Raw genomic sequence first — 20,742 nt, forward strand, 5'->3', positions numbered from 1 at the left:
CCCACGGACAGCGGGCATCCGGCACAGTTGAGGACGTGCACTTCCCCCCGGGCATGATCGCCGTCGTGGTGCTGAGCGGGCTCGTCGCCGCCGGTGCAACCGCACTGCTGGTCGTCGGCGCCCGACGCGGGCGCCCGTGCGGCAGGGCCGTCGCGCTGATGGCCGTGGCCGGGGTCTTCGCGCTGGCCGGTTTGCTGATCGGGCTGACCCTCGCGCTGGCCGGCGGCGAGCACCTGGCCCACCGGCAGGGGCAGCGCACCGGCTGGGCCACTCTGGTTTCCGCCGCCGTCGGGGCCAGCGCGCTCGCCTTCGGCGCGGGCCTGCTGCGGCTGCCCGGCGCGGGGGTCACCCGGGCGGCGACGGCCCGCCTGGTCCTCGACGGCGTGACCATGGCCACCGCGCTCTGGTTCGTCGGTTGGGTGCTCTTCTCCGAGCCGACCCGGCTGCTCGGCACCGCCACCCCGATGGCCTGCGCACCGATCCTGCTGGCCACCGTCAGCGTCGCGCTCACCGCCGGGCTCACCCTGATCGTGCTCGTGCGTGCCGCCCGACCCCGCCGCCGGCTGGCCCTGCTCGGCACCGGGATCACGGCGGTGACCTCCGGTGGGCTCGGCATCGCCGGCGGGCTCTGCCAGGCCGTGCCGGGCCTGGTGCTGGCCGGTGCCGTGCTGCTCGCGGCCGGGCTGCTGGCCGCCGGGCTGGCCGTGCGCGGGGCCGGCCCGCCGGGGCAGCTCGACGTCGACCTGATCGGCCGCGACGGCGCGTACGCCTTCGTCCCGATGGGTGCGATGGCCGCCTCCGCGATGTATCACCTGCTCCAGGGCGGCCGGTTCGACGCGCTGGGCATCGTCGCCGGCAGCGTCGAGGGCTTCGCGCTGGTGGCCCGGCAATATCTGGCCCTGCACGACGTGCGCCGGTACGCGGTCCGGCTGGCCGAGCGGGAAGCGCACTTCCGGGAGCTGGCGCACACCGACCCGCTGACCGGCCTGGCCAACCGGCGGGGGCTGCTGCGCGCCCTGCACCAGGCCACCGGCTCCGGCGACCCGTGCGTGCTGCTCGGGCTGGACCTGGACGGTTTCAAGAACGTCAACGACATGCGCGGGCACGACGTGGGCGACGAGGTGCTGGCGGAGGTGGGCCGGCGACTGCGCGGCAACCTGCGCCCCGGCGACCTGGCCGCCCGGCTCGGCGGGGACGAGTTCGCGGTGCTCGTGCCCGGCTGTCCGGCCGATGCGGGGCGGGTCGCCGAGCGGCTGCTCGGGGTGCTCGGTCGCCCGTACGACCAGCCTGGCGGGCCGGTCTTCCTCTCGGTCAGCATCGGGGTGGCCGGGCAGCCCGAGGAACCGGACACCGAGCTGCTGCTGCGCCACGCCGACCTGGCCCTGCGCTACGCCAAGCAGCGCGGCAAGAACCGGATCGAGCACTACGACGGCGCGTACGACAAGCTGCTGCGCCGCCGCACGACGCTGGAGCACGAGCTGCGCGGGGCGATCGAGCGGGGGGAGCTGCGGCTGGTCTTCCAGCCGGTCGCGTCGCTGCCGTCGGTGCGCCCGGTCGGGGCGGAGGCGCTGCTGCGCTGGCAGCATCCGGAGCTGGGCAACGTCCGCCCCGACGAGTTCATCCCGCTGGCCGAGGAGTGCGGGATGATCGCCAAGCTCGGCGCGTGGGTGCTGCACCAGGCGTGTTACCAGCTCTCCCGCTGGCTGGCCGACGGGCACGACGTCTGGGTGTCGGTGAACGTCTCGCCCCGGGAACTGCACGCCCCGGCGTACGTCGTCCAGGTCGCCGACGCGTTGCGCGCCCACCACGTGCCGCCGCAGCGGTTGGTGCTGGAGGTCACCGAGCACGCCGTCGCCACCGACCTCGACGAGCTGATCAGGCGGCTGACCGCGCTGCGGCGCACCGGCGTCCGGATCGCCCTCGACGACTTCGGCGCGGGGTACTCGTCGCTGGGTCAGCTCCGCCGGCTGCCGATCGACATCCTCAAGATCGATCACGGCCTGGTCGCCGAGCACGAGCCGGTCCGCCCGGCCGGCGCCGACGGCCCGCCCTTCGCCCCGATGGTGGACATCGTGATGCGCCTGGGGCACCAGCTCGGGCTGGAGGTGATCGCCGAGGGGGTGACCAACCCCACCGAGTTGGCCGCCGTGGTCGCCGCCGGCTGCCGGTTCGGCCAGGGCGCGCTCTTCGGCTGGGGGGTGCCGGCCGAGCACCTGGAGGCGATGCTGGAGGCCGCCACGTCGCCCGGCGCGCGCCCGTCCCCGGTGTCGGCTCCGCCCGCGTCCGCCCGGCTCCGATGGCTGCCTGCCCAGCGCGCCGAATGGGAGGGATCCGAGCAGCTCGCGGAGGGTGCCGGCGGCGCGTCGGCGGAGGACGCGCCGACATCCGTGAACCAGAATGTGGGATCAGTTGACTCATCGCGTGAGATGCGTCAGGCTTGACCGCATGTCGTCGAACCAGTCTCCGCGAGTACTCACCTGAGCGCACTCTCCGTCGTCGAGAGTGCGCTGGCCCCGTGCATTTGCACGAGGGCCGTTTTTATTGCCGTCGGACCCATCGCATCGGAACGGGCAGCCGCCCGCGTCGCACGCTTGATCAGTTCCAGCCACTCCAGCCGAAGGCCTGAACCGCAATGACGAGACCCACGCCAGAGACACTCGCCCACTCCGCCCGCCGCGCCCGCGCCGGCGGTGAGCCCGCGACCGACGCCGCCGCGGCCGGCCGCGGTGCCGTCGTCCCGGCCGCTCCGGGGGTACGGCAGCCCGGGCCGGTCCAGATCTCCGGGGCCGGTTCTCTCGTGCGGTCCCTGGAGGCGCTCGGCGTCGACGTCATCTTCGGTATTCCGGGCGGGGCGATCCTGCCGGCGTACGACCCGCTCTACGACTCCACCGTCCGGCACATCCTGGTCCGGCACGAGCAGGGAGCCGGCCATGCCGCCACCGGGTACGCCCAGGCCACCGGCCGGGTCGGCGTCTGCATGGCCACCTCCGGCCCGGGGGCGACGAACCTGGTCACCCCGATCGCCGACGCGTACATGGACTCGGTGCCGATGGTGGCGATCACCGGCCAGGTCGCGCGGCCGTTGATCGGCACGGACGCCTTCCAGGAGGCCGACATCCAGGGAATCACCCTGCCGATCACCAAGCACAACTTCCTGGTCCAGACGGCCGAGGAGATCCCGCGTGTGCTCGCCGAGGCGTTCCACCTGGCCTCGACGGGCCGCCCCGGCCCGGTGCTGGTGGACATCCCGAAGGACGTCCTCCAGGCCCAGACCACGTTCTCCTGGCCGCCGACGCTGGACCTGCCCGGCTACCGGCCGACCCTGCACCCGCACGGCAAGCAGATCCGGGAGGCGGCCCGGCTGATGACCAGCGCCCGCCGGCCGGTGCTCTACGTCGGTGGCGGCGTGCTCAAGGCCGGGGCCACCGAGGGGCTGCGCCAGCTGGCGGAGCTGACCGGCATCCCGGTGGTCACCACGCTGATGGCGCTCGGGGCGTTCCCCGACTCGCACCAGCAGCACCTGGGCATGCCCGGCATGCACGGCACCGTGGCGGCCGTCTACGGCCTGCAGAAGGCCGATTTGATCGTGGCGCTCGGCGCCCGGTTCGACGACCGGGTCACCGGCCGGCTGGACTCCTTCGCCCCGGACGCGACGATCGTGCACGCCGACATCGACCCGGCCGAGATCGGCAAGAACCGGCACGCGGACGTGCCGATCGTCGGCGACGCCAAGCACGTGATCGAGGAGCTGATCGCGGCGGTCACCACCGAGCGGGCCGCCGGGCGACCGGCCGACCTGGGCGACTGGTGGACCCAGCTCGACGACCTGCGCGACCGGTACCCGCTGGGCTACGAGGAGCCGGCCGACGGCACCCTCTCCCCGCAGTACGTGATCCAGCGGCTCGGCAAGATCGCCGGGCCGGAGGCCATCTACGTGGCCGGCGTCGGCCAGCACCAGATGTGGGCGTCGCAGTTCATCTCGTACGAGAAGCCGGGCACCTGGCTCAACTCCGGCGGCCTCGGCACCATGGGGTACGCGGTGCCGGCCGCGATGGGCGCCAAGGTCGGCCGGCCGGACACGGTGGTCTGGGCGGTGGACGGCGACGGCTGCTTCCAGATGACCAACCAGGAGTTGGCCACCTGCGCTCTGGAGGGCATCCCGGTCAAGATCGCCGTGATCAACAACGGTAACCTCGGCATGGTCCGGCAGTGGCAGACGCTGTTCTACAACGAGCGGTACTCCAACACCGAGCTGGGTACCCACAAGCACCGCATCCCCGACTTCGTCAAGCTCGCCGAGGCGCTCGGCTGCGTCGGCCTGCGCTGCGAGAACGCCGCCGACGTCGACAAGATCATCGAGGCCGCGATGGCGATCAACGACGTCCCCGTCGTGATCGACTTCGTGGTCGGCAAGGACGCGATGGTGTGGCCGATGGTCGCCGCCGGCACCAGCAACGACGAGATCATGTTCGCCCGCGGCGTCCGCCCGGCTTTTGACGAGGACGACATCTAGTCATGAGCGAATGCACCGAGCGCAGCGAGGGCCATGAGGGCATGACGAGGAAGGCAGCTTCATGACCGAATGCACCGAGCGCAGCGAGGGCCATGAGGGCATGACGAGGAAGGCAGCTTCATGACCGAATGCACCGAGCGCAGCGAGGGCCATGAGGGCATGACGAGGAAGGCACAGCCATGACGATGCACACCCTTTCCGTGCTGGTGGAGAACAAGCCGGGGGTCCTGGCCCGGGTCTCCGGGCTGTTCTCCCGGCGCGGCTTCAACATCGACAGCCTCGCCGTCGGCGAGACCGAGAACCCGGACGTCTCCCGGATCACCATCGTGGTCAACGCCGAGTCGTCCCCGCTGGAGCAGGTCACCAAGCAGCTCAACAAGTTGGTCAACGTGCTCAAGATCGTCGAGCTGGACCCGCAGGTCTCGGTCGCCCGGGAGTTGCTGCTGGTCAAGGTCCGGGCCGACCGCGCGGCGCGTGGGCAGGTGTTGGAGACGGTCACCCTGTTCCGGGCCCGGGTGGTCGACGTCGCGCCCGACACGCTGACGATCGAGGCCACGGGCACCCCCGACAAGCTGGACGCGCTGCTGCGCGACCTCGAACCGTACGGGATCAAGGAGATGGTGCAGTCCGGAACGGTGGCAATCGGGCGCGGCTCGCGTTCGATCACCGCCGGCCCGGCCCTGCGGGCCGCCTGATCCCCGGGCAGGTCGGCCCGGGGGCCACCTGATCCCGACCCACAACCGCACAAGCCACGACGGGCCACCCGCGGGCCGCCGTACGAAAGGGAAGTCAATGAGCGTTGAGGTGTACTACGACGACGATGCCGACCTCGGCCTGATCCAGGCCAAGAAGGTGGCGGTGATCGGGTATGGCAGCCAGGGCCACGCCCACGCGCTGTCGCTGCGCGACTCCGGCGTCGACGTGGTGATCGGCCTGCCGGCGGGTTCGAAGAGCCGGCCCAAGGCCGAGGAGCAGGGCCTGCGGGTGCTCACCCCGGCGGAGGCGGCGGCCGAGGCCGACGTGATCATGATCCTGGCCCCGGACACCGCGCAGCGCGGCCTGTACGCCGAGGCGATCGCCCCGAACCTGGCCCCGGGCAAGGCGATCTTCTTCGGCCACGGCTTCAACATCCGGTACGACCTGATCAAGCCCCCGGCCGACGTGGACGTGGCGATGGTCGCCCCGAAGGGCCCGGGTCACCTGGTCCGCCGTCAGTACGTCGACGGCAAGGGCGTGCCCTGTCTGGTCGCCGTCGAGCAGGACGCCAGCGGCAGCGCGTTCGCCCTGGCCCTGGCGTACGCCAAGGGCATCGGCGGCACCCGCGCGGGCGCGATCAGGACCACCTTCAAGGAGGAGACGGAGACCGACCTCTTCGGCGAGCAGGCGGTCCTCTGCGGCGGCGCGGCGGCGCTGGTGCAGACCGGCTTCGAGGTGCTCACCGAGGCGGGCTACGCCCCGGAGATCGCGTACTTCGAGTGCCTGCACGAGCTGAAGCTGATCGTTGACCTGATGTACGAGGGCGGCATCGCCCGGATGCGCTACAGCGTCTCCGACACCGCCGAGTACGGCGACCTGTCCCGGGGCCCGCGCGTCGTCGACGCCCGGGTCAAGGAGGAGATGCGCAAGATCCTGGCCGAGGTGCAGTCCGGTGAGTTCGCTCGCGAGTGGATCGCCGAGGACGACAACGGCCGCCCGAACTTCGCCAAGTGGCGGGCCGAGGGCGCGGCGCACCCGATCGAGGCGACCGGCCAGAAGCTGCGGTCCATGATGAGCTGGGTCGACCGGCCGATCACCGAGACCGCCTGAGCACTGCCCGCAAGCGGCGATCCGCCCGCGCTCTCCCCGGCGCCGGGCGGATCGCCGCTGTCTTTTTGCCTGGCCGTAACGCCGTTGACATGTCGGGTTTGTGAGGGCACTCACCCCGGCGTCCGGGCCGCTGCGGCCGGCCCGCGCCCTACGATCGCGGGTAGGTGCGTAGCCGGCACCTGACGGCCATGGCACGTATCAGCGCAGGGCGCAGCGCGGCGCCCCGTCGCCCCGGCCGACCGCCACACGACCTCTACGAGGACCGATGAATCCTGTCGTACTGATCGCCGAAGAACTCGCCCCCGCCGCCATCGAGGTGCTCGCCCACGACTTCGACGTCCGTCACGTCGACGGCACCGACCGCCCGGCGCTGCTCTCCGCGCTCTCCGAGGCCGACGCGGTGATCGTGCGCAGCGCCACGCAGATCGACGCCGAGGCGATCGCCGCCGCGCCGCGGCTGAAGGTGGTCGCCCGGGCCGGCGTGGGTCTGGACAACGTCGAGGTGCCGGCCGCCACCGCGCGGGGCGTCATGGTGGTCAACGCCCCGACCTCCAACATCGTCTCCGCCGCCGAGCAGGCCGTCGCGCTGCTGCTCGCCGTGGCCCGCAACACCGCCAGCGCCAGCGCGGCGCTCAAGGCCGGCGAGTGGAAGCGGTCCAAGTACACCGGCGTCGAGGTGCAGGGCAAGACCGTCGGCGTGGTCGGCCTCGGCCGCATCGGGGTGCTCTTCGCGCAGCGGATCGCCGCCTTCGGCACCCGTCTGATCGCGTACGACCCGTACATCCAGCCGGCCCGCGCCGCCCAGCTCGGCGTGCGCCTGGTCGGGCTGGAGGAGCTGCTGCGGGAGAGCGACTTCATCTCGATCCACCTGCCGAAGACCCCGGAGACGGTGGGCCTGATCGGCGAGAAGGAGCTGGCGATCGTCAAGCCGGGCGTGCGTATCGTCAACGCCGCCCGGGGCGGGCTGGTCGACGAGCAGGCCCTCGCCGACGCGATCGCCGAGGGTCGCGTCGGCGGCGCCGGCGTCGACGTGTACGCCAAGGAGCCGTGCACCTCCTCGCCGCTGTTCGCCTTCGACAACGTGGTGGCCACCCCGCACCTGGGCGCGTCCACCGCCGAGGCGCAGGACAAGGCCGGCCTCGCCGTCGCCAAGAGCGTGAAGCTCGCCCTGCAGGGCGAGTTCGTGCCGGACGCGGTCAACGTCCAGGCCGGCGGCGTCGTCGCCGAGGACGTCCGCCCGCTGCTGCCGCTGACCGAGAAGCTGGGCCGGGCGTTCACCGCGGTGGCCGGCGGGGTGGCCGCCAGCGTCACCGTCGAGGTGCGCGGCGCGGTCGTCAACCACGACGTCTCGGTGCTCAAGCTCGCCGCCACCAAGGGGCTGTTCAGCTCGGTGGTCGAGGAGCAGGTCACCTACGTCAACGCGCCGCACCTGGCGGTGGAGCGGGGCGTCGAGGTGAACCTGGCCAGCCAAGCCGAGACGACCGACCACCCGACCCTGGTGACGGTGCGCGGCGCGCTGCCGGACGGCCGCACGGTCAGCGTCTCCGGCACGGTCGCCTCGGCGGGCGCTCGCGACGTGCTCAAGCTGACCGAGGTGGACGGGTTCGACGTGGAGATCGGCGCGGAGGGCATCCTGCTCTTCCTGCGCTACGTGGACCGCCCGGGCGTGGTCGGCACCGTCGGCACCCTGCTCGGTGAGGCCGGCATCAACATCGCCGCCATGCAGGTGGCCCGCCGTGAGGCCGGCGGCGAGACCCTGATGACCCTCACGGTCGACCAGGCGCTCGGCGCCGACCTGCTCACCTCGGCGGCCGACTCGATCGGCGCGACCTCGGCCAGCGCCGCCGACCTGCGCGACGAGTAGCCAGGTCCACCCAGGACCGCCTGGCGCGGTCCAGCAGGGACGAGCGTGGGGCCCGGCCGGTTCGGTCGGGCCCCACGTCGTGTTCGGCCGGGCTCGTGTCGTGTCGGCCCGGGTCGGTGGACGGGCGGGTCAGCGTCGGGCGCGGGCGGGCGGCGGGTAGACCGAGCCGTCCTGGTAGTCGAAGAGCATCAGGTCGTGCTCGCCGGCCAGCCGCTCGATGTCGAGCAGCACCTGGTCCTCGCAGGCGGGGTTGAGGTTCATCTCGATGTGGTCGTTCGCCGCGTGCAGCGGCGCGACCTCCCACGGTGAACCCGGGCCGGCCGGCCGGTCGGGATAGCTGGCGGTGATCGCCCGGTAGAAGGCGACGACCCTCGGGTCCGGGTAACGTTCGCCGTGCTGCCCCTGCCGGCACCGTTGTACCGCTGCCCGCACATCCGCGGGCGTGGCCCCGACCGGGAGGGCCCACACGCTCAGATCGAAACTCACGGCGGACAGCGTGCCATCTTGGGCCCGGGAAGTCACCGCGACCCCACCGCAGGTCAACCGCGAATCTTCCGATCGTCTCCCGATGACGGTCCGCTGTGGAGACTCTTGCGTCGAGTTACGTCGATTCGCTAGCGTACTCGTGCGGTCACTGGCTGAGTTCGGTCGTCGGCCCGTCTTCGGGTGGCGAGGTCTGACCTCGGGCCCGGCCGGTCCCGCACCCCTCGATTGCGCAAGCCACGCGCACTCGTCGCTGACCGGCCCCCACGGTCGTTGCCGAGACCGTGGGGGCCGATCGCCGACCACCCACGGCCGGGATGCGAAGGCCGGCCGGTGCGGGTGGCGCGGTCGGGCTGGCGCTCGGGTGGATCGCGGCCGGTGCGCGCGGAGCTGGCGGTCACCTCAGTGCCGGCGGATGCTCGGCACCGGCGGTCACCTCAGTGCCGGCGGATGCTCGGCACCGGCGGTCACCTCAGTGCCGGCGGATGGGCTCGGCTCCGGCGGTTGCCTCAGCGCTCGCGGTGGGCGAACAGCGCCCGGTAGTCCGATCCGGCGCGGAACCAGGCCAGCCCGGCCGGGCCGGCGGCGTAGAGCGCGGTGGCGTAGGCGTCGGCCACCGCCAGGTCCGGGCCGATCACGGTGGCGGTGTCGAGCTGGTCGGCCGGCTCGCCGGTGTGCGGGTCGACCACGTGCCCCCGCCGCCCGGTCACCCCGGAGGTGCCCACCGCGCCGGCCGTCATCTCCAGCACCAGTGGGGCCCGCCGGGGGTCGGTCGGGTGGTGCACCGCCACCCGCCACGGGCCGCCGTGCGCCGCGTGGCCGCGCACCACCAGGTCGGCACCGGTGAGCACGGCGTAGTCGTGGATGCCGGCGGCGCGCAGCCGGGCCGCGGCCCGCTCCACCGCCCAGCCGCCGAGCAGGCCGCCCGGGTCGAAGCCGCCGGGCACCGCCCACGCGTCGAACCAGCCGTCGGTGGCCGCCCGCATCGCGGCGCACCGGTCCACCAGATCGACCAGCGGCGGGTACGACTCGGGGCTGATCTCCCCCCGGCGCAGCCGGGACACCAGGCTGTCCGGGCGGGCGGGGCCGTAGGTGAGGTCGATGGCGCGCAGCTCGCCGACGGCGTCGGCCAGCGCCTCGCCGATTCCGCGCCGGCCCAGCCAGCTGGGCGCGTTGAGCAGCAGCGAGTACTCGGCGGTGCTGGTCCGCACGGTGTGCTGCACGGCGACCCGGTCGGCGGCGGTGCCACCACCGGCGCGGTCGAGGCGGTGGCTGCGGGTGCCCAGCCGCAGGTCGGGACGGCGGCTGCCGAAGGTCGACTGATCCACCCAGCGGGTGCGCGGCTGTTCGTCGACCCACTGGTGTCGGAGTTGCTCGTCGGTCCGCATCGCAGTGCTCCTTCGCTGACGGCGCCGCAGCGCCGCGGCGAACACCCGTCGGGCCCCCGTGTCCCGTTCACCACCGACCCTAGGCAGGGAAGTTGACCGCATCATGAATCCCACCTGGAAACCTGCTGTGCATTCCGGCTTCCCGGAATGTGGAAGGCTCGTACCGGGAGGCGGGACGGGGTCGTACCGTGGGGAGGACGACGAGGCGAGGGAGCTGACGACGTGGCACGCATCGCGGTGGTGGCCGGGGACGGGATCGGACCCGAGGTGGTCGCGCAGGCCCTCAAGGTCGTCGACGCCGTGCTCCCCGGGGTGGAAACCACCACGTACGACCTTGGCGCGGCCCGTTACCACCGCACCGGCGAGGTGCTGCCGGAGTCGGTCCTGGCCGAGCTGGCCGGGCACGACGCGATCCTGCTCGGAGCGGTCGGCGACCCGACCGTCCCGCCGGGCGTGCTGGAGCGGGGCCTGCTGCTCAAGCTCCGGTTCGCCTTCGACCAGTACGTCAACCTGCGCCCGTCGCGGCTGTGGCCCGGCGTGGCCGGGCCGCTGGCCAGCGTCAAGCCCGGCGAGGTCGACCTGGTCGTCGTCCGCGAGGGCACCGAGGGGCTCTACGCCGGGGCTGGCGGCTGTCTGCACCGGGACACCCCGGCCGAGGTGGCCACCGAGGAGAGCCTGAACACCCGGCACGGCGTGGAACGGGTCATCCGCGACGCGTTCGCCCGGGCGTCGCGCCGCGAGCGGCGCAAGGTGACCCTCGTGCACAAGACCAACGTGCTGACCCACGCCGGGTCGCTGTGGGCCCGCGCGTTCGAGGCGGTGGCCGCCGAGCACCCGGACGTCGCCACGGAGTACCAGCACGTCGACGCCGCCGCGATGTTCCTGGTGACCCAGCCCCAGCGCTACGACGTGGTGGTCACCGACAACCTCTTCGGCGACATCCTCACCGACATCGCCGCCGCCGTCACCGGCGGCATCGGGCTGGCCGCCAGCGGCTGCATCAACCCCTCCGGGGCGTACCCGTCGATGTTCGAGCCGGTGCACGGCTCCGCGCCGGACATCGCCGGCCAGGGCGTCGCCGATCCGGTGGCCGCGGTCCTATCCGCCGCCCTGCTGCTCGACCAACTCGGGCACGCCGACGCCGCCGCCCGGGTGACCGCCGCCGTCGGCACGGAACTGGCCAACCGGGGCGCGGGCGTACCGTTGCGCACCGCCGAGGTCGGCGACCGGCTCGCCGGCTACGCGGTGGCCTGACCCGCCGGCTCACCGGCACCCTGTCAGAGGCCACGTTCGGCCGGTTGGCGCTGTCCGCTGAACGGCCGTTCGGGGTAGGTTGCTGGCAGCACTCTTGCGGCGTGCGGTCCCGCGCGCCGCCGTTCCCCAGGGAGGTACGCGCGATGAGCGGTGGTGACATGCTCGACTTCGAGATCCGTCCGAATCCCACGCCGGTATCCGCCGCCGAACGGGCCGCTCTGCTCGCGAACCCGGGGTTCGGCCGCGTCTTCACCGACCACATGGTCACGATCCGGTACGCCGACGGCAAGGGCTGGTACGACGCGCGAATCGAGGCGCGCGGGCCGATCCCGATGGACCCGGCCTCCGCCGTGCTGCACTACGCGCAGGAGATCTTCGAGGGGCTGAAGGCGTACCGCGTCGCCGACGGGTCGGTGACCATGTTCCGGCCGGAAGCCAACGCCGCCCGGTTCGTCGACTCGGCCCGCCGGATGGCGATGCCGGAGCTGCCGCCGGAGCTGTTCGTCGACTCGCTGCGCCGGCTCGTCGAGATCGACCGGGACTGGATCCCCGAGGGCGACGGGAGCAGCCTCTACCTGCGTCCGTTCATGATCGCCAGTGAGGTCTTCCTCGGCGTCCGCCCGTCGAACGAGTACCTGTACGTGGTCATCGCCTCCCCGGCGGGGTCGTACTTCGCGGGCGGGGCCAAGCCGGTGAAGGTCTGGGTCTCGCCGGAATACACCCGCGCCGCCCCGGGCGGCACCGGCGCGGCCAAGTGCGGCGGCAACTACGCCGCCTCGCTCGCGGCCCAGGCCGAGGCGATCGAGGCCGGCTGCGACCAGGTCGTCTTCCTCGACGCGGTGGAGCGCCGCTTCGTCGACGAGCTGGGCGGGATGAACGTGTTCTTCGTCTACGACGACGACACGCTGGTCACCCCACCGCTGACCGGCACGATCCTGCCCGGCGTCACCCGGGACGCGCTGCTCACCCTGGCCGCCGAGGCCGGCCACCGGGTCGAGGAACGGCCGGTCAGCTTCGCCGACTGGCAGGCCGACGCGGCGAGCGGTCGGCTGCGCGAGGCGTTCGCGTGCGGCACCGCGGCCGTGATCACGCCCATCGGCGGGGTCAAGTACCCCGACGGTGAGTTCCTGGTCGGCGGCGGCGAACAGGGCCGGGTGACCACGGCGCTACAGCAGCGGCTGATCGACATCCAGCGCGGCCGGGCCGCCGACCCGTACGGCTGGGTCACCCGACTGTAAGGAAGGGCCCCTGCTTAACGCCTGGCGTAGAGCAGGGGCCCCTTCTCAACCCCGGCGGGCGGCGGGCCGGCCGGCCCCGCCTCACTCCAGCAGATGGTCGCGGAGCGCCGCGAGCTGGGCGTCGGTGACACCGGCGTGCCGCAGGTACCCCTCCACCGAGCCGTGCCCTTCCCGCAGCTCGGTCAGAAACAGCGTCATCGCCTCGGCGGGCGAGGCCAGGTACGGGGCGGGCAGCTCTCCGGCCTCCGGCAAGGTCGCGGCAACCCAGGCGCTGAACCGCTGCGACGCCTCGGTGCTCAGCGCGTAGTCGGCGGCGATGTCGGCGTCGCTGACGCCCAGCACCGACAGGGTCAGCGCGCAGACGATGCCGGTGCGGTCCTTGCCGGCCACGCAGTGCACGACGACCGGTGCCGTGGCGCTGTCGGCGATCAGCCCGACCGCCTCGGCGAGCCCCGCCGCGCCGGTGCCGGCGAGGTCGGCGTACCGGTCGGCGAGGAAGCGGGCGAGGCTGGACCCGGGCGCGTACTGGGCCTCCGCCCAGTCGGCGTGCTCCGGGTGGATGTGCCGGTAGGCGAGCCCGTCCAGCTCGGGCACCCGGCCGTCCCGGGCCACCTCCTTGGGGCGGCGCAGGTCGATCACGGTGCGCACGCCGAGGGCGACGAACGCGTCCCGGTCGGCTCCGTCGATGCGGTGCGGGGAGTCGGAGCGGTAGAGCCGGCCCCAGCGCACCGCGCGCCCGTCGCCGGCCGGGTAGCCGCCGACGTCGCGGAAGTTGAACAGGGCGGAGAAGGGGATCCTGCGCTTGTTCTCGGTGGCGTCCACGCTGACACGGTAACGGCCGGTGGGCGGAAACCCATCGGCCGTTGTGGCGCGACGCGGCTCAGCGCGCGGTGCCCGGGGGCAGGTTCCCGTGCCTCTCGTCGTAGTAGCCGCCGAGCCGGTCCCGGTACGCCGGGTCGCTGTGGCTGTCCTCGTCGTACTCGGGGGCGGCCTTGATCTGGTCCCGGTCCCGGTCGACGTACACCGTGCGGGCGCCGTGGTCGACGTGGTGGACCGTGCCGGCCGGCAACATGACCTTCTTGCCGAAGAAGAGCCAGGCGCCTGTGTCGACCACCAGGTAGCTGCCGCCGACCTCGTGGCTCGCGCTGTCGATCTTGCCGATGCGGCCGTCGCTGGCCTCGACGTGGTAGCCGACGAGGTCGGCGTCGGCGACCGAGGCCCGGTCGCGGTAGCTCCACGGGTCGAACCTCCCGGCGGGGGCGCCGCCGGCGATCGCCCCCTGGCCGCCGTGGATCATCGGTTCGGGCGTGCCGGTGGCGGCGTGCGGGTCGAGCCTGTCCATGGGTGCTCCTGCCCCGACCGTCGTGGTCGTCTCGGAGGGTCGTCTCGGAGGGTCGTTCCGGAAGGTGAGGTGCTTCGGGTCCGAGAAATCACCTACCCGGGTCGGGGCCCCCTACACGCCGACGCCCGTCGGCACCGCGCCCCGCGGTGCCGACGGGCGTCGGGACGCACGGCTCAGGCCAGGGCGGCCTGCGCGTCGAGGGCCACCGCGGCGGCGTGCACGACGGCGGCGATGCGCAGCCCCTCGTGCACCTGCTCCCGGGTGAACCCGGCGGCGCGCAGGGTCTTCTCGTGCGACTCCAGGCAGACGCCGCAGCCGGTGATCGCCGAGACGGCGAGGCACCACAGCTCGAAGTCACCCTTCTCGACACCCGGCTTCGCGATGATCTGCATCCGCAGCCGGGCCGGCATCGACGCGTACCGCTCGTCGCCGATGAGGTGCTTGGCCCGGTAGTAGACGTTGTTCATCGCCATGATCGTCGCGGCGCCCTTGGCCGCCTCGACCGCCTCGGGGGTGAGGTGGCTGGCCGCCTCGGCGGCGATCTCCCGCAGCACGACCGGGTTACGCGCGGCGACGGCACAGGCCAGCGCCGTGCCCCACGCCTGCTCCGGCTTGAGGGTGGAGGTGCCGACGGTGGAGCCGAGGTTGAGCCTGATGTCCCTGGCGTACTCGGGCAGGGCCGCCTTGACCGCGTCCAGACCCATCGTCAGGCCCCGGCGCCGGCGAGCAGCCGGGTGGCGTCGAGGGTCTCGCCGCCGGACTTCCAGTTGCACGGGCAGAGCTCGTCGGTCTGCAGGGCGTCGAGTACGCGCAGCACCTCGGAGACGTTCCGGCCGACCGAGCCGGCGGTAACCATGGCGAACTGGATCTCGTTGTCCGGGTCGACGATGAAGGTGGCCCGCTGGGCCACGCCGTCGGAGCCGAGCACGCCGCACGCGCCGGTCAGCTCGCGCTTGATGTCGCTGAGCATCGGGAACGGCAGCTCGCGCAGGTCCGGGTGGTCCTTGCGCCAGGCGTAGTGGACGAACTCGTTGTCCACCGACACGCCGAGCACCTGGGCGTCCCGGTCGGCGAACTCGCCGTTGAGCCGGCCGAACTCGGCGATCTCCGTGGGGCAGATGAACGTGAAGTCCTTCGGCCAGAAGAAGACCACCCGCCACTTGCCCTCGTACGACTTGTGGTTGATCGACTCGAACGCCCGGTCGGCCTCCAGGGAGACGCAGGCGGTGAGTTCGTACTCGGGGAAGCGGTCACCGACAGTGAGCACGGGTCCTCCTTGACAGCGGCACGAGGCCGGTAACTGGATCGGTTCCAGATGCTGCCGCAGCCGTGTTTCGGTTCGGTGCCGGCTGGGCGACTTGTGAAGTTGATCACCGATGGGGGGTTGTGGCCGGTGAGCGGCTGCCGTGCGGTATTGCAAGCTTCGTGACGTCCCGCTATGTGGATTGTTCCTCCCGAAACCCGGGTGCGGGTGGCAAAGTGGCGACCATGACCAGCACCGTCGCCATTATTGGCAACTAGCGCGCCCGGCCCCTCGTCGCCGAGCGCGCAGACCTCCCGCATCCGCGGGGGGTCTTTTTGTTGGTCCCCCTCCGCCGCCCCGCCCGTCCCGCCCGCGCCCGAAAGGACTACCCATGACGTTCCAGGTGTACGACACGACGCTGCGCGACGGCGCCCAGCGGGAGGGGCTCACCTACTCGGTGGTCGACAAGCTGGCGGTCGCCCGGCTGCTCGACGAGTTCGGCGTCGGCTTCATCGAGGGCGGCTGGCCGGGCGCGGTGCCCAAGGACACCGAGTTCTTCCGCCGAGCACGCACCGAACTCGACCTGAAACACGCCCTGCTCGTGGCGTTCGGGGCCACCCGCAAGGCCGGCGTCGCCGTCGCCGACGATTCCCAGGTCCAAGCGCTGCTCGACGCGCAGACCCCGGCCGTCGCGCTGGTCGCCAAGGCCGACCTGCGGCACGTCGAGCGGGCGCTGCGCACCACTCCTGCGGAGAACCTGGCGATGATCCGGGACACGGTGCGCCACCTGGTCGCCGAGGGGCGGCGGGTCTTCGTCGACGGCGAGCACTTCTTCGACGGCTACCGGCACGACCCCGCGTACGGCGCGGAGGTCGTGCAGACCGCCCTTGCCGCCGGCGCCGAGGTGATGGTGCTCTGCGACACCAACGGCGGCATGCTGCCCTCCCACGTCACCGCCGCGATCGCCGACCTCACCGCCCGCACCGGCGTCGACCCCGCCCGCCTGGGCATGCACGCCCAGAACGACACCGCCTGCGCGGTGGCCAACACCATCGCCGCCGTCGAGGCCGGGGTCCGGCACGTGCAGGGCACCGCCAACGGGTACGGCGAGCGCCCCGGCAACGCCGACATCTTCGCCGTCGTCGCCAACCTTCAGCTCAAGCTCGGGCTGCCGGTCCTACCGGAGGGCTGCCTGGAGCAGATGGTGCGGGTCTCCCACGCCATCGCCGAGATCGCCAACATCGCCCCCGACACCCACCAGGCGTACGCCGGGGCCGCCGCCTTCGCCCACAAGGCGGGGCTGCACGCGAGCGCGATCAAGGTGGATCCGCTGCTCTACAACCATGTGGAGCCCACCGTGGTGGGCAACGACATGCGGATCCTGGTCACCGAGATGGCCGGCCGGGCCAGCGTCGAGCTCAAGAGTCGTGAGCTGGGCCTGGACCTGGCCGGCCATCCGGAGACCCTGTCGCGGGTGACCCGGCGGGTCAAGGAGCTGGAGGCCGGAGGCTGGTCCTTCGAGGCCGCCGACGCCTCGTTCGAGCTGCTGGTCCGTTCCGAGCTGCCCGGTGCCGCCCCGGCGCGGCCGTTCGCCCTGGAGTCGTACCGGGTGCTGGTCGAGCACCGGGAGGACGGCGCGGTGGTCTCCGAGGCCACCGTCAAGATCCGGGTACGCGGCGAGCGGCTGATCGCCACCGCCGAGGGCAACGGCCCGGTCAACGCCCTCGACGAGGCGCTGCGGGTCGGTCTGTCCCGGCACTACCCCGAGCTGCGCGACTTCGAGCTGGCCGACTACAAGGTGCGAATCCTGGAGGGCAGTCACGGCACCGGCGCGGTGACCCGGGTGCTGGTGGAGACCGCGGACGGGGCGGGCCGCGACTGGACCACGGTCGGCGTGCACCCGAACGTCGTCGAGGCGTCCTGGCACGCCCTCGTCGACGCCCTCACCTACGGCCTGGACCGCGCCCACGTGTAAGGAGGGGGCCCTTGTTAATTAACGCCTGCGGTAGAGAAGGGGCCCCTTCTCACCATCGCAGGCGGGGCGGGCGCGCGGGGCGGGCAGGCGAGGCGGGTGCCGGTGCGGTGAGGGGTTCAGGCGGCGGGTAGGCGCAGCTCGGCGAGGACCGCGCGGTGGTCGCTGCCCGGCACCCCGCGCACCGACACCGACCGGACGGCGATCCGCCGGTCCACCAGCACGTGGTCGATGGTCACCGGTGGGATCGGGTCACCGTCGTAGGGGCCCCAGGTGCCGACCAGCCCGGCGCCGGTGGCGTCGGCCGCGTCGACGTACCCGGTGGCGAGCAGTTCACGCAGCAGGGCGTGGTCGAGGGTGGCGTTGAAGTCCCCGGCGAGGATCGACAGGCCCGCGTCGGGGGTGGCCGGGGGCTGCGCCTCCAGGTCGGTGCGCCAGAACCCGACCTGGTCGATCGCGTGCGGGGCCGACGGGTGGACCGACTCGACCCGTACCGGCGGCCCGCCCGGCGGGGCGATCGACCCGTAGGCCTGGGTGAAGCCCCAGCCGCCGCGGTGCTGCCGGATGCCGCCCCCGGCGATCGGGAAGCGGGCGTAGAGCCCCGAGCCGGTGGTGCCCACCTGCGCGTTGAGCTGCCGGTGCGGCAGCAGATCGGCCAGGCCGAGCCGGTCCAGCTCGGCCGCCGCGCCCGGGGTGAACTCCTGCACGGCCAGCACGTCGACCCGTTGGTCGCGCACCAGGTCGACCACGGTGCCCGCGTCGGCGGCGCCGGCCAGCAGGTTGGCGGTGAGCACCCGCAGTGTCGGCCCACTGGCCGACGGCTGCGCCGAGGCCATCGCCCGGGGCGCGACCATGGCGAGCAGCGCCACCGCGGCCAGGGCCGCGACCGCCGCGGGCCCACGGCGTCGCAGGGCGAGCGCGAGCAGCAGCGGCACGGGCGTCCAGGCCGCGACGTACGGGGTGAAGGCGACCGCCTGCACCGCGGGCCCCCGTTCCAGGCCGGGCAGGCGTACCGCCGCCCACACCAGCCCGGGAGCCACGGCAAGCCAGCACAGCCAGGTCCGCGCCCGGGCGGCGCGACCGGCGGCGGCGCGGGCGTCGTCGTACGTGATCACGGTCGACACGGTAGCGGTACCGTCCTCACGCCGGTGTCGCAGGTGCCCGCCCGACCGGCATCCATGAATTGTCGAGCGTTCATGTTTCGCAATTCACAGGGCGGCCTGAAACAATCTGAAACGCGGTCCTCCGCCATTGACCCCACGCTTTTGTCGGTGCTACTTTCCACCTGGTTCCGGCCCCGAAGCAAAAAGTAGTAATGGCTGCTCAATGTGAGTGTGATTGTTCTCCGCTCCCAGATTGTCCTCAACCTGAGGGCGGCTATTGCAGCGGCTTTACGCGGTGCTGGAAGGCTCGGATTAAGCCGGCTCGTTGTTCGCGAGTCGGTCGTGTCGACACGGTCAACAAAAGGGGGACCTGTCATGGCAAGACTCATTTCCCGTAGGGCGGTCGCGGTCACGTTCGGCGCGCTGGTGCTGACGCTGGCCGGCGGGGGGATCGCCGCCGCCCAGACCACCACGGCGGCCAAGCCAGCGGCCCAGAACGGCCAGCCGGGCGACCGTGCCGCCGCGCCGGCCGGCCAGCCGCAGGTGACAGCGGCCGAGGCGGCGGCGGCCAAGGCGGCGCTGACGGAGGGGGTGAGCCCCTCCTTCATCAACGGCTCGACGTCCTTCGCCGTCGTCAGTAGCACCGGTGTCCTGCTCCGCTCGCGGGACGCTGTCTCCGCGACCAAGTACGGCCCCGGGCAGTACCAGGTCATCTTCAACCGCAGCCTGACCAAGGCCGCCTTCCTGGCCACCATCGGCACAACGGACCATTGCTGCGTCCCGCAGGCCGGCGAGATCTCGGTCGCGCCACGGCTGTCCACGCCGAACGGGGTCTTCGTGCAGACGTACGACTCCGCCGGGGTGCCGGCGGACCGGCCGTTCCACCTGGCCGTGTTCACTCCCTGATCCATCGGGAACCGAGGGCGCCGGCTCCGGCGACGGGGCCGGCACCTTCGTGCCGCCCGCGACCGGTCCGTCCCTTCGGGGGTGTTGACGACGGTCGTCCCGGTTAGGGGGCAGCACGCCCGTCGAGTGCCGTGGATTCCGACGTTTGCCCGACGGCCGGCACGGGAAGCAAGCACCGTGACGGACATCTCGGACACCCTGGCCAGCCTGCCCACCGCAGTCGATCCCGATCCGAGCGGCGTCGAGCTGGAACAGACCCTCTTCGAGGTCAAACGCGTGATCGTCGGGCAGGATCGGCTCGTCGAGCGCCTGCTCACCGCCCTCGTCGCCGGCGGCCACTGCCTTTTGGAGGGGGTCCCCGGCGTGGCGAAGACCCTCGCCGCGCAGACCCTCGCGACCGTGGTCGGCGGGACCTTCTCCCGGATCCAGTTCACCCCGGACCTGGTCCCCTCCGACATCGTCGGCACCCGCATCTACCGGGCGTCGAAGGAGAGCTTCGACGTCGAACTGGGCCCGATCATGGCCAACCTCGTGCTCGCCGACGAGATCAACCGGGCGCCGGCGAAGGTGCAGTCCGCGCTGCTGGAGGCGATGGCCGAGCGGCAGGTCTCCATCGGCGGGCGCACCTGGCCGGTCCCCGATCCGTTCCTGGTGCTGGCCACCCAGAACCCGATCGAGTCGGAGGGGGTCTACCAGCTTCCCGAGGCGCAGCGGGACCGGTTCCTCATGAAGATCGTCGTCGACTACCCCGGGGACGACGACGAGCTGGCCATCCTCTACCGCATGAGCACCGACCGGCCGACCCCGCGCCGGGTCCTCGACCCCGGCCGGCTGCGTGCGCTGCAGCGGAGGGCCGGCGACGTCTTCGTGCACCACGCCGTCGCCGAGTACGTCGTGCGGCTGATCCTGGCCACCCGGGACCCGGGCCGCTTCGGGCTGCCCGAGATCGCGCCGCTGCTCGCGTACGGGGCGAGCCCCCGGGCCACCCTCGGCCTGGTCGCCGCCGCCCGGGCCCAGGCGCTGCTGCGGGGGCGCGACCACGTGTTGCCCGAGGACGTCCGGGAGCTGGCGGTGGACGTCCTCGCCCACCGGCTGGTGCTCTCCTTCGACGCGGTCGCCGACGGGGTCAGCGCCGAGGCGGTGGTCCACCGGCTGCTCGGGGTCGTGCCCCCACCCAGGGTCGCCACCCACCACACCGGGTACGCCGCCGCCGACCTGGCGGCGGCGTGAGCGGCCGGTCCGCCGGGGCCGGCGGGAGAACGTGGGCCGCCGCGCGAGCGGGGGTGACGGGGTGACGGGGGCAGCGTGGGCCGCCGCGCGATCCGGGACGGTCGGGGGAGCGTGGGCCGTCGGGGAGCCGCCGTCCGACCCGACCCTGGCCGACCTCGCGCCGGACCGGCGGCTGCGCCGCCTGGAGCTGGCCGTCACCCGCCGCCTCGACGGGCTGCTGCACGGCGAGCACCGGGGCCTGCTGCCCGGCCCCGGCAGCGAGATCGCCGGCAGCCGCGAGTACCGGCCGGGCGAGGACGAGGTACGCCGGATGGACTGGGCGGTCACCGCCCGTACCGCCGTGCCGCACGTCCGCGAGGTCGACGCCGGCCGGGAACTGACCACCTGGCTGCTGGTCGAC

Annotated in this window: 18 protein-coding genes; 11 read left to right on the forward strand and 7 right to left on the reverse strand. The window is 72.8% G+C overall.

The features are described from left to right. Positions 1–53: 53 nt before the first annotated feature. The 5 genes from MCAG_RS21740 to serA all read left to right on the forward strand — a co-directional run bounded on the left by MCAG_RS21740 (position 54) and on the right by serA (position 8,183). Positions 54–2,441, forward strand: coding sequence for a bifunctional diguanylate cyclase/phosphodiesterase (locus MCAG_RS21740; protein ID WP_036374663.1), 2,388 nt, complete (start codon positions 54–56; stop codon positions 2,439–2,441). A gap of 191 nt (positions 2,442–2,632) precedes the next feature. Further along, positions 2,633–4,513, forward strand: a complete 1,881-nt coding sequence (locus MCAG_RS21745) for an acetolactate synthase large subunit (protein ID WP_007075135.1) — start codon at positions 2,633–2,635, stop codon at positions 4,511–4,513. A gap of 179 nt (positions 4,514–4,692) precedes the next feature. Continuing rightward, positions 4,693–5,208, forward strand: a complete 516-nt coding sequence (gene ilvN, locus MCAG_RS21750; protein WP_007075136.1) for an acetolactate synthase small subunit — start codon at positions 4,693–4,695, stop codon at positions 5,206–5,208. Between the two features lie 97 nt (positions 5,209–5,305). Beyond that, entirely contained in the window at positions 5,306–6,319 is a 1,014-nt protein-coding gene (ilvC, locus tag MCAG_RS21755; protein ID WP_007075137.1) for a ketol-acid reductoisomerase, read from the forward strand. A 265-nt stretch (positions 6,320–6,584) separates the two neighbouring features. Continuing rightward, positions 6,585–8,183: a phosphoglycerate dehydrogenase gene (gene serA / locus MCAG_RS21760; RefSeq protein ID WP_007075138.1), complete on the forward strand. Its 1,599-nt coding sequence runs from the start codon at positions 6,585–6,587 to the stop codon at positions 8,181–8,183. Between the two features lie 129 nt (positions 8,184–8,312). Here the strand turns inward: serA and MCAG_RS21765 are convergent, their stop codons facing one another. Next, entirely contained in the window at positions 8,313–8,669 is a 357-nt protein-coding gene (locus MCAG_RS21765; RefSeq protein ID WP_198141604.1) for a hypothetical protein, read from the reverse strand. A 506-nt stretch (positions 8,670–9,175) separates the two neighbouring features. Then, positions 9,176–10,054: an FAD:protein FMN transferase gene (locus tag MCAG_RS21770; protein ID WP_007075140.1), complete on the reverse strand. Its 879-nt coding sequence runs from the start codon at positions 10,052–10,054 to the stop codon at positions 9,176–9,178. 222 nt (positions 10,055–10,276) lie between these two features. Between MCAG_RS21770 and MCAG_RS21775 the strand changes: the two genes are divergently transcribed. Further along, a complete protein-coding gene (locus MCAG_RS21775; RefSeq protein ID WP_007075141.1) occupies positions 10,277–11,308 on the forward strand; it encodes a 3-isopropylmalate dehydrogenase in 1,032 nt (343 codons plus the stop codon). A 143-nt stretch (positions 11,309–11,451) separates the two neighbouring features. After that, the gene (locus MCAG_RS21780) at positions 11,452–12,546 is read left to right on the forward strand and encodes a branched-chain amino acid aminotransferase (protein ID WP_007075142.1); all 1,095 of its coding nucleotides are present in this window, start codon (positions 11,452–11,454) and stop codon (positions 12,544–12,546) included. An 81-nt stretch (positions 12,547–12,627) separates the two neighbouring features. On the opposite strand, the gene MCAG_RS21785 is transcribed toward MCAG_RS21780, so the two are convergent. The 4 genes from MCAG_RS21785 to MCAG_RS21800 all read right to left on the reverse strand — a co-directional run bounded on the left by MCAG_RS21785 (position 12,628) and on the right by MCAG_RS21800 (position 15,155). Then, positions 12,628–13,368, reverse strand: a complete 741-nt coding sequence (locus MCAG_RS21785; RefSeq protein ID WP_007075143.1) for a tyrosine-protein phosphatase — start codon at positions 13,366–13,368, stop codon at positions 12,628–12,630. 58 nt (positions 13,369–13,426) lie between these two features. Beyond that, the gene (locus MCAG_RS21790; RefSeq protein WP_036374666.1) at positions 13,427–13,888 is read right to left on the reverse strand and encodes a hypothetical protein; all 462 of its coding nucleotides are present in this window, start codon (positions 13,886–13,888) and stop codon (positions 13,427–13,429) included. A gap of 173 nt (positions 13,889–14,061) precedes the next feature. Further along, complete coding sequence (locus tag MCAG_RS21795) at positions 14,062–14,592, reverse strand: carboxymuconolactone decarboxylase family protein (RefSeq protein ID WP_036374669.1); 531 nt, start codon at positions 14,590–14,592, stop codon at positions 14,062–14,064. 2 nt (positions 14,593–14,594) lie between these two features. Continuing rightward, positions 14,595–15,155, reverse strand: coding sequence for a peroxiredoxin (locus MCAG_RS21800; RefSeq protein WP_007075146.1), 561 nt, complete (start codon positions 15,153–15,155; stop codon positions 14,595–14,597). Positions 15,156–15,522: 367 nt separating this feature from the next. Here MCAG_RS21800 and cimA point away from each other — a divergent pair, with 367 nt between their 5' ends. Next, the gene (gene cimA / locus MCAG_RS21805; protein WP_007075147.1) at positions 15,523–17,106 is read left to right on the forward strand and encodes a citramalate synthase; all 1,584 of its coding nucleotides are present in this window, start codon (positions 15,523–15,525) and stop codon (positions 17,104–17,106) included. A gap of 116 nt (positions 17,107–17,222) precedes the next feature. Here the strand turns inward: cimA and MCAG_RS21810 are convergent, their stop codons facing one another. Next, entirely contained in the window at positions 17,223–18,158 is a 936-nt protein-coding gene (locus MCAG_RS21810) for an endonuclease/exonuclease/phosphatase family protein (RefSeq protein ID WP_050778215.1), read from the reverse strand. A gap of 423 nt (positions 18,159–18,581) precedes the next feature. On the opposite strand from MCAG_RS21810, the gene MCAG_RS21815 reads away from it, so the two are divergent. The 3 genes from MCAG_RS21815 to MCAG_RS21825 form a co-directional block, all read left to right on the forward strand. Further along, complete coding sequence (locus MCAG_RS21815) at positions 18,582–19,112, forward strand: hypothetical protein (protein WP_007075149.1); 531 nt, start codon at positions 18,582–18,584, stop codon at positions 19,110–19,112. A gap of 177 nt (positions 19,113–19,289) precedes the next feature. After that, entirely contained in the window at positions 19,290–20,342 is a 1,053-nt protein-coding gene (locus MCAG_RS21820; RefSeq protein WP_036374675.1) for a MoxR family ATPase, read from the forward strand. Between the two features lie 145 nt (positions 20,343–20,487). Beyond that, positions 20,488–20,742 (forward strand): DUF58 domain-containing protein (locus MCAG_RS21825; protein ID WP_232290407.1); only part of this gene is annotated, 255 nt, incomplete at its 3' end.

This window comes from Micromonospora sp. ATCC 39149, assembly GCF_000158815.1.
GTDB lineage: Bacteria > Actinomycetota > Actinomycetes > Mycobacteriales > Micromonosporaceae > Micromonospora.

Excerpts from the sequence above, each read along its gene's own strand:
- MCAG_RS21740 (WP_036374663.1), top strand. The coding sequence starts at position 54 with ATGATCGCCGTCGTGGTGCTGAGCGGGCTCGTCGCCGCCGGTGCAACC.
- MCAG_RS21745 (WP_007075135.1), top strand. The coding sequence starts at position 2,633 with ATGACGAGACCCACGCCAGAGACACTCGCCCACTCCGCCCGCCGCGCC.
- ilvN (WP_007075136.1), top strand. The coding sequence starts at position 4,693 with ATGACGATGCACACCCTTTCCGTGCTGGTGGAGAACAAGCCGGGGGTC.
- ilvC (WP_007075137.1), top strand. The coding sequence starts at position 5,306 with ATGAGCGTTGAGGTGTACTACGACGACGATGCCGACCTCGGCCTGATC.
- serA (WP_007075138.1), top strand. The coding sequence starts at position 6,585 with ATGAATCCTGTCGTACTGATCGCCGAAGAACTCGCCCCCGCCGCCATC.
- MCAG_RS21770 (WP_007075140.1), bottom strand. The coding sequence starts at position 10,054 with ATGCGGACCGACGAGCAACTCCGACACCAGTGGGTCGACGAACAGCCG.
- MCAG_RS21780 (WP_007075142.1), top strand. The coding sequence starts at position 11,452 with ATGAGCGGTGGTGACATGCTCGACTTCGAGATCCGTCCGAATCCCACG.
- MCAG_RS21790 (WP_036374666.1), bottom strand. The coding sequence starts at position 13,888 with ATGGACAGGCTCGACCCGCACGCCGCCACCGGCACGCCCGAACCGATG.
- MCAG_RS21795 (WP_036374669.1), bottom strand. The coding sequence starts at position 14,592 with ATGGGTCTGGACGCGGTCAAGGCGGCCCTGCCCGAGTACGCCAGGGAC.
- cimA (WP_007075147.1), top strand. The coding sequence starts at position 15,523 with ATGACGTTCCAGGTGTACGACACGACGCTGCGCGACGGCGCCCAGCGG.
- MCAG_RS21815 (WP_007075149.1), top strand. The coding sequence starts at position 18,582 with ATGGCAAGACTCATTTCCCGTAGGGCGGTCGCGGTCACGTTCGGCGCG.